Consider the following 7,748-nt stretch of genomic DNA (forward strand, 5'->3'; position numbering starts at 1 on the left):
GTCGGCGCTTTTTAAAGCTAAATTCCACACTCTATTTTTAGCTTTTTAACAGCCTTGGGTTGGTCAATGGACAGTCCCTCCAGGAGCCATCTGAACTCCTGATTGGTGATGGTGCGAACATCTTCGGCACTCATCGGCCATTGGAATTTCCCGTTTTCTAATCGCTTGTACAGGAGCACGAATCCATCTTCTTCCCAGTAAAGTGCTTTTAGTCGGTCACGGCGCCGGCCGCAAAAGAGAAACACGCTATTCTGAAAAGGATTTAGCTGAAAGTTCTGCTGGACAATAGCAGCTAACCCATCAATGGCTTTTCTCATGTCGGTGTACCCACAAGCAATGTAGACCTTTTCAGCCTTTGAGATATCACCGAACATTCTGAAGTGCCCTTAGAGTGTTTTCTATCAACTTCTCCGAGGCATTGTTGCGGAGCTCCAAGGTGACAGAGCCAAAACGCAGGATAATTTGTGAAGAAGATTCTGGGCCAGGGCCATCTGAACTTGCCGGAATATTTACGGGTACAATTGAGCTGTTTTCCTCGAGAGATGGGAGGCTTTCGCAGGCTGCCTCACGTACCTTCTTCAACCAGTAGTAGTAAGTTTTTTGATTGATGCCATTGTCAGCACACCATGCTTTGACGGTTTGCCCACTACTGCGACATTCCCGGATAATTTGAGTCCATTGATTCAGCCGGTACTTTCTAGTGACTTCCCTAGTGTTCAAGTCAAGACCTCCTTTGGAGTTTTCAGACCTGGTCGAAAAACTCTAAAAACTCTAATTTAAGGAATTGTCTCATAGAATTAGGGGAGTTGCCATACACCGACTTATTGTACGCTTACGTTTTAAAAACGGGTTATGTTGGCTAATTATTTTCTCTCTGCCAGAGATTTAAAAATTCACTTGGGCTTAAAATCTGGATGTTTAGGTTGGTAGGAATAGTGTAGTGTTTTTTGTTGCCGGTAACGAGGATTGCTTTTTCGGCAAGGGAAGCTTCGAGAAAGGGTTCATCATCCTTGTCAGGGAGAGCAAACTGAAGCGGTTGTACATTGGCTGTGATGCCTTCAGCTTTTATCTGGGCAAGCAGGGCTTCAACTTCGCTGGGCTTAAAACCAAACTTCGGACGGTGTAGTACGTCCCTGTATTCAGATATAATGCGGGCATCGTAGACAACCGTTAATGATCCCGCAGAAATCATTCGTACAATTGTACCGGCGCTGCTAAAAGCCTTCAGTAGCCCTGAAACGAGTACATTAGTATCCAGTACTACCTTCATCTTTTCTGCCGCGTGTCCTTAATTTCTGCCTCAATTTCCTCATCGCTGAGCTCGTTTAGACCTTGTTGCCGGGATCGTTCTTGCATAGAGTTAACAGCCATTGTGGCACGAAGACGACGGCTGTTTTGCAGATACTCCTCTACATTTGCTTCACCTATATCTGAGAGTAGCGCTATGGGCTTGCCGTTTGAGGTGATGACCACATCTCCTTCTTCACGGAGCAGCCCCCATATTTCTGCGGACTTCTGGCGTAAGTCGCGCACAGAAACAAATTTCATTACAAGCACTCCTTTTATCGTGTTACGTACAGTATACACAATCGTGCATCATTAGTAAAGCTCAGCAGTTCCATTCCCAAACCTTACGTTGGTCAGGTCTTTTTACATCGCTGCGGTGATAAACTTTAATTGACGGGAAGTTCTCTGAAAAGAAATGATGAAGGGGTAGTGTGAAATGACCAGCCCCACACCCAAACAATGTGGAGAGGAGTTGTGCCTTTGCTGGCTGATATGGATATTGAAATCTATGAATTGCTGGAAAAAGCTTTTGATGAGTTCAAAGGAGCCCTGGTGGTGGACCGAAATAGCCGCATAGTTTTACTGACACGCGGTTATGCGGAGATACTGGGGGTTGATCGCAAGGAAGCAATTGGGAAACCGGTTACTGAGGTTATTCCTCATTCCCGTATGTCCGAAGTGCTAAAAAGCGGAGAACCCGAGATAGCTCAGGTTTGGGAAGTTAAAGGTGAAACTGCCATTATCAGTCGTGTCCCCATAAAAAGGGGAGAGGAAGTAATCGGTGTGGTGGCCTTTAGCGTATTCCGGGGTATGGATGAAGTGCGGGATTTTTTAGGTCGGTTGAGGTATCTGGATGCCGAGTTGAACTATTACCGCTCGGAAGTGGAAAAGCTGCGGGGAGCACGCTTTTCCCTGGAGAATATTTTAGGCATCTCTCCGGCTATTAACAGGGTAAAAGAGCAGCTGGCGTGCATTGCTAAAAATGATTCAACCCTGCTTCTGACCGGTGAGACCGGGACAGGAAAAGAGCTTTTTGCCCATGCCCTGCATCTGTCCAGCAAGCGGCGCTTCGGTCATTTGATTAAAGTTAACTGTGCTGCCATACCTGATGAACTGCTGGAGTCAGAGCTTTTTGGCTACGAAGAAGGAGCCTTTACCGGCGCAAGGAAAGGCGGAAAGCCCGGTAAGTTTGAGCTGGCTAACCGAGGCACCCTCTTCCTGGATGAAATAGGAGAGATGCCGGCGCGGCTCCAGGCTAAATTACTAAGGGTGCTCCAGGATGGTGAAATTGAGAGGATAGGTGGGACAGAGCCTCTGCAGGTGGACGTGCGTATAGTGGCGGCAACCAATAAAAACCTGGCTGAGCTGGTGCGGCATAGACAGTTTCGCGAGGATCTCTACTACCGCCTAAACGTTATTGAGCTGCACATTCCGCCCTTACGGGAGCGCATGGAAGATATACCCTGCCTGGTAGTTCACTTTATCAGGGAACTAAACCACCGCCTGGGTGTAAAAGTAAAGGGTATCACCCCGGAGGTTGAAGAGGTTTTTCAAAGCTACCACTGGCCCGGAAACGTCAGGGAGCTTTACAATGTCCTGGAGAGGACTATGAATGTGATCCAGAGAGATGTTATTGGACTTGCGGATATAAACTGGTTTTTGCCGCGGGTTTTGTCCAGCTCCGGCCGACAAACTTCACGCTCTTCCAACACCTTGAGGAATCTGGAAGCGAAGATTATCCACCGGGTGCTGGAGTCCTGTAACGGCAATAAAAGCCGTGCGGCAGAAATTCTGGGCATACATCGTTCTACTATTTATAATAAACTAAAAAGAAATAACGGATAATTATGTGCCGATAGGGCTCACTTGTCGTTCCCCGGTGTAGAATTATTCAACAGTGTCGATTATATCTACACCGGATTCAAAAACGGGCTGCTGTGTGACAGCCTGTTTTTTTGTTTACACCATTTCAACTATTAATTCCATATCGACACCACTACGACACTTCAGCCCCATAAAGGGAACAAAGGATCCCGGTTTTCTGAGAGTGTTGCTATCTGAATAGTGGCACAAGTATTGCATTTCAAAATAGTCAAAGAAGAGTTTTGGGTTTGGATGAAAAGACAGTCCTGTTTAATGATGGTAACCTTGGTCTCAAAGTTATTATGGGGAGAGGGGGATGAGAGCGAAGAGGGTAAATAGTTTGGAGTTGCTTCGAGCCAAAACTTATAAAAGAGGTGAAGAGAGTTGGAAATGGAGATTATCAGTGTAATTGGCATCATAGTTTCTCTTGCACTATTAGTTTTCCTGGCCATGCGCGGTGTTAGCATTTTGATAGCGGCCCTTGTCTGCTCCGTGTTGGTGGCAATAACCAGCGGCATGGATTTAATGGTAGGGTTGGGCGAAGTGTACATGGCAGGGCTGGCCGGCTTTGTTCAACGCTTCTTCCTGATCTTTTTATTGGGAGCAGTGTTTGGCAAATTTATGGAGGACAGCGGGGCCGCTCGCTCCATTGCGTACGGCTTGCTGAACATTACCGGTCGGGATAAGCCTTTTCGTGCTCTTTTGGCCATCGTGCTTATCTGCGCCGTTTTAACTTACGGCGGGGTGGTACTCTTTGTGGTGGTATTTACGGTACTTCCCCTGGCCAGGTCCCTGTTTAAGGAGCTAAACATCCACTGGAGCATGGTGCTGGGCCCCATTGCCCTGGGGGCGGCCACCTTTACCATGACCATGCTGCCCGGGACTCCCGCCATACAGAACGTTATCCCCATGCAGGTTCTGGGCACCCCCGCCACCGCTGCCCCTCTGGTAGGTATGGTGGCTGCCGTCGTTACCCTGGCCATAGGCTTATTCTACATCAAAAAATCCCTGGACCATGTCCAGGAGCAGGGGTTGGGATATGAAGAAGCCACCGTAGCCAAAAGTATTGCCGGCGCCGGCACCGGGGGAGAAGATCAGCCGGCTCCCAACTTGCTGCTGAGCCTGGTACCCCCGGTTGTACTTCTGGTGGTACTGAATGTTCTGGATAACATTATTCTGGCCCTGGTAATAGGGATAGTCCTGGCGGCACTTCTTTTTGTCACCCGCATTCCCAGCCAGGTCACCACGCTGAACCAGGGTGCGGCCAACTCCATCATGCCACTTCTCAACACCTGCGCCGTAGTTGGCTTTGGAGCTATCGTGGCGGCCACGGTGGGCTACGAGGTAATCTCCGCTGCTCTGCTGGGAATGCCCGGCGGTCCTCTGGTTTCCCTGACGGTATCTACTAACGTTTTAGCAGGGGTTACCGGTTCGGCTTCCGGCGGGTTGGCCATTGCCTTGGAACATTTGGCTCCCTCCTTCCTGGAGATGGGAGTGGCTCCCGAAGTAATTCACCGTATATCCGCCATAGCCAGCGGTGGCCTTGATGCCCTTCCCCACAACGGTGCGGTGGTAACCCTGCTGGTAGCCACGGCGTTAACCCACAAGGAAGGTTACAAGCACGTATTTTGGACCGCAGTAGCGGCACCGGTTGTGGCTACTGTACCGGCCATCCTGTTGGCCCTGGCCATCTACTAACCGAAGAGCGGGATAGTAATAAGGCTTCTGCAGTGGACGTGTTAATTTATCTAATTGAAGAGGAAGGAGAGATGTTATGAATCAGCAGGAATGGAAACTCCCGCTAATGAATTCATATATCGAGAAGTGGGCCCGTGAAATCCCCCAAAGAGCTGCAATTATTCAACATGAAAACGGCAGAAGCTATAGCTACCAAGAGATGGATCGCACCGTAGATTTTTTGGCCCTTAAGCTCTTGGAAAAAGGGATCGGCTTTGGCGACCGGGTAGCCACCATGCTTCCTATGCTGGCGGAACATGTTTTTCTGATGTATGCCTGCTTTAAAGTAGGCGCCATAATTGCTCCCCTGGATCTCCGTTTACAGCCTCAGGAAGTGGTGAGGGATCTGGGTAAGATTGAGCCGAAGGCTTTCTTCTTTCTCGGAAAAACTCCGCTGAGGGATTTTCGAGAGGTGGGGGAGGCGGTAAGGGATAATTGCCCGTCGGTAGAGCTTTTGGTACAGTTTAGCTCCGATCCTTCCGCCGAGGAGCTGGTCGGGGGAGCGGTCTCGGCGGCCAGCCTGCAGGAGCCTCCCGCCGTACCTGCGAGTATGCTGCAGGAGGTCTACAATCAGGTAGATACCCGAACCCCGGCCCTGATTATCTTTACCACCGGAACCACCGGTGAGCCCAAGCCCGCCGTTCTCTGTCACGAAAACGTAATTATTCAGAACCGTGTACTGGGGCTCGGTATAGGCCTGGAAGGAGAAGATATGAGCATGCTGGTTAACCTACCCCCCAGCCATGTGGGAGGCGTAACCGAGCAGCTTATGACCACCCTCTTTATGGGAGGAACGGCGGTACTGTTGCGGATCTTTGACCCTCGGATGAGCCTGGAGGCGGTGGAGAAGCACCGCCTGACCGTCCTGGGTCAGATACCTACCCAGTTTAGGATGCAGTGGGTCTTGCCCGATTATGGGGAGTTTGACCTGAGCAGCCTGCAGTTTGCCATATACGGAGGGGCAGGGGTGGACAGCGCCTTTCTAAAGAAGTTGTCAGAGATGGCTCCTTATTTCGGCACAGGCATGGGTATGAGTGAGACGGCTGGAATGTATACCTTCACCCCCAAGGAGATATCTGTGGAGGAGATGGCGGGACAGGTGGGGGCTTCCATCGAAGAGCTGGCTACTGTTACCATCAGAAAAACCATGAGAGAGGACGGATATGCCGGGGATACCTTGCCGGACGGCGCAGTGGGGGAGATATGTGTAAAAGGCCCTATTGTGTTTTTGGGTTACTACCGGCAGCCGGAGGAGACAGCCAAAAATATAAGCCAAGACGGGGTGCTCTATACCGGTGACGTAGGTTATTTCAAGGAGATGGGCACTTACCGCGCCCTTTACCTGGCCGGCAGGAGAAAGTTTGTAATTAAGCAAAAGGGCTACCAGGTATTCCCCGACGAGGTGCAGGAATATATCGCCTCCCATCCGGGGGTGGAGCAGGTAGAGGTAGTGGGCATGCCCCATAATATCTTCGATGACGGAATTTTTGCCTTCGTCAAGCCCAAGGAAGGGATAGACCTTACCCCGGAAGAGATTCAGGAATACTGTAAGAAGGGAATTGCTTCTTACAAGCGTCCTCAGCACGTAGAAATCTGGCCCCGGGAAAAAGATTTTCCCCTCACCCGGGTAACCAAGGTAGACAAAATGCAGCTAAAAGAGATGGCGCTTCCCGTGATTGAAAGGCTGAGAAAAGAAGGGAAATGGGACGCCGGATAACAACAGGATGTTGAAAATGGCTAAAGAAATGAGATAGATGGGTTTATGGGAAAGATGGTGCCGGTCTGGAACTTCCCAGGCCGGTATTTCTTCTTTTCCTGCTTGCCCCGGCATCCTTTGGTTAATCATGCAATGTCTTGTTGCGATATTAGGGTGAATACGATAAATTGGAGAAGACCAATTACTACTGCAAAGAATGCTGCAGGTGTAAAAAATACAATATTAGAGGTGATATCGTTTGAGACTAAAAGACAAAGTAGCAATCATAACTGGTGGCGGTTCCGGTATAGGAAAAGAGGGAGCAGTTCTTTACTGTAAAGAAGGTGCAAAGGTTGTTGTGGCTGATTTTAGTGAAGAAAACGGCCAAAAGACAGTGGCTGAATTAAAAGATGCAGGCTTTGAGGTAAGTTTTTTCAAGGTTAATGTAGTTGACGGTAAGCAGGTAAAAGAAATGGTGGATTTTACAATAGAGAAATATGGCAGAGTAGATGTATTGGTTAATAATGCCGGAATTACGCAGGATAGTATGCTTTTAAAAATGACTGATGAACAGTTCGACAGAGTTATAGATATAAACTTAAAAGGGGTTTTTAACTGTAGCCGTGAAGTTGCTGCCAAAATGATTGAACAGGGCAGCGGCAGGATAATAAATACTTCTTCTGTTGTGGGCGTTTATGGAAACGTTGGCCAGACTAATTATGCAGCTACCAAAGCCGGGGTAATAGGTATGACAAAGTCCTGGGCCAAGGAGCTTGGGCCAAAAGGGATTACTGTAAATGCTGTGGCTCCAGGGTATATTCAAACTGAAATGACTAAGAAGATCCCGGAAAAATTACTGGAGATGATAAAGGAAAAAACACCCTTGAAACGATTAGGGCAGCCTTTAGATGTTGCTAAGGTTTACTTGTTCTTAGCTTCGTCTGAAGCTGATTTTCTAAATGGGACTGTAGTAAACGTTGACGGGGGGCTTGTTCTGTAAATTTCCGGACAGTTTATAATAGAATTTTAAAGCTTTAGTAAAGGGAATTAGCTATAGGTTAATTCCCTTTACTTATTGGCACTTTACTGCTATCCATTATTTGTTTTCTATAGCCTAACCTACTACAAGGGAGGAGGTAACATAAAGAGAAGTGGTGATTGTTAA

Annotated in this window: 8 protein-coding genes; 4 read left to right on the forward strand and 4 right to left on the reverse strand. The window is 48.5% G+C overall.

Going from position 1 to position 7,748, the window contains the following annotated elements:
• Positions 1–17 precede the first annotated feature (17 nt).
• The 4 genes from tnpB to DEALDRAFT_RS02035 form a co-directional block, all read right to left on the reverse strand.
• A complete protein-coding gene (gene tnpB, locus DEALDRAFT_RS02020) occupies positions 18–374 on the reverse strand; it encodes an IS66 family insertion sequence element accessory protein TnpB (protein ID WP_008514368.1) in 357 nt (118 codons plus the stop codon).
• Positions 364–720, reverse strand: a complete 357-nt coding sequence (gene tnpA / locus DEALDRAFT_RS02025) for an IS66 family insertion sequence element accessory protein TnpA (RefSeq protein ID WP_008514370.1) — start codon at positions 718–720, stop codon at positions 364–366. Before tnpA ends, tnpB begins: the two co-directional genes overlap by 11 nt.
• A gap of 139 nt (positions 721–859) precedes the next feature.
• Positions 860–1,270 carry a putative toxin-antitoxin system toxin component, PIN family gene (locus DEALDRAFT_RS02030; RefSeq protein ID WP_008514372.1) on the reverse strand — a complete coding sequence of 137 codons (411 nt, stop codon included), beginning with the start codon at positions 1,268–1,270 and terminating at the stop codon, positions 860–862.
• Positions 1,267–1,548 carry a type II toxin-antitoxin system Phd/YefM family antitoxin gene (locus DEALDRAFT_RS02035; protein ID WP_008514374.1) on the reverse strand — a complete coding sequence of 94 codons (282 nt, stop codon included), beginning with the start codon at positions 1,546–1,548 and terminating at the stop codon, positions 1,267–1,269. The genes DEALDRAFT_RS02030 and DEALDRAFT_RS02035 overlap by 4 nt, the downstream gene beginning before the upstream one ends.
• Before the next feature lie 219 nt (positions 1,549–1,767).
• On the opposite strand from DEALDRAFT_RS02035, the gene DEALDRAFT_RS02040 reads away from it, so the two are divergent.
• The 4 genes from DEALDRAFT_RS02040 (at position 1,768) to fabG (ending at position 7,583) form a co-directional block, all read left to right on the forward strand.
• Positions 1,768–3,132: a sigma-54 interaction domain-containing protein gene (locus DEALDRAFT_RS02040; protein WP_008514378.1), complete on the forward strand. Its 1,365-nt coding sequence runs from the start codon at positions 1,768–1,770 to the stop codon at positions 3,130–3,132.
• Positions 3,133–3,540: 408 nt separating this feature from the next.
• On the forward strand, positions 3,541–4,848 hold the full coding sequence (locus tag DEALDRAFT_RS02045) for a GntP family permease (RefSeq protein WP_040378329.1): 1,308 nt from the start codon (positions 3,541–3,543) through the stop codon (positions 4,846–4,848).
• Positions 4,849–4,924: 76 nt separating this feature from the next.
• Entirely contained in the window at positions 4,925–6,604 is a 1,680-nt protein-coding gene (locus DEALDRAFT_RS02050) for a class I adenylate-forming enzyme family protein (RefSeq protein WP_008514381.1), read from the forward strand.
• Positions 6,605–6,842: 238 nt separating this feature from the next.
• Entirely contained in the window at positions 6,843–7,583 is a 741-nt protein-coding gene (gene fabG / locus DEALDRAFT_RS02055) for a 3-oxoacyl-ACP reductase FabG (protein WP_008514383.1), read from the forward strand.
• The last annotated feature ends 165 nt before the right edge of the window (positions 7,584–7,748 follow it).

The organism is Dethiobacter alkaliphilus AHT 1 (assembly GCF_000174415.1).
Taxonomy (GTDB): Bacteria; Bacillota; Dethiobacteria; order Dethiobacterales; family Dethiobacteraceae; genus Dethiobacter; species Dethiobacter alkaliphilus.

Bases quoted from the DNA above. Each gene is read 5' to 3' on its own strand.
- tnpB (WP_008514368.1), bottom strand. From the start codon at position 374: ATGTTCGGTGATATCTCAAAGGCTGAAAAGGTCTACATTGCTTGTGGG.
- DEALDRAFT_RS02030 (WP_008514372.1), bottom strand. From the start codon at position 1,270: ATGAAGGTAGTACTGGATACTAATGTACTCGTTTCAGGGCTACTGAAG.
- DEALDRAFT_RS02045 (WP_040378329.1), top strand. From the start codon at position 3,541: ATGGAGATTATCAGTGTAATTGGCATCATAGTTTCTCTTGCACTATTA.
- DEALDRAFT_RS02050 (WP_008514381.1), top strand. From the start codon at position 4,925: ATGAATCAGCAGGAATGGAAACTCCCGCTAATGAATTCATATATCGAG.
- DEALDRAFT_RS02035 (WP_008514374.1), bottom strand. From the start codon at position 1,548: ATGAAATTTGTTTCTGTGCGCGACTTACGCCAGAAGTCCGCAGAAATA.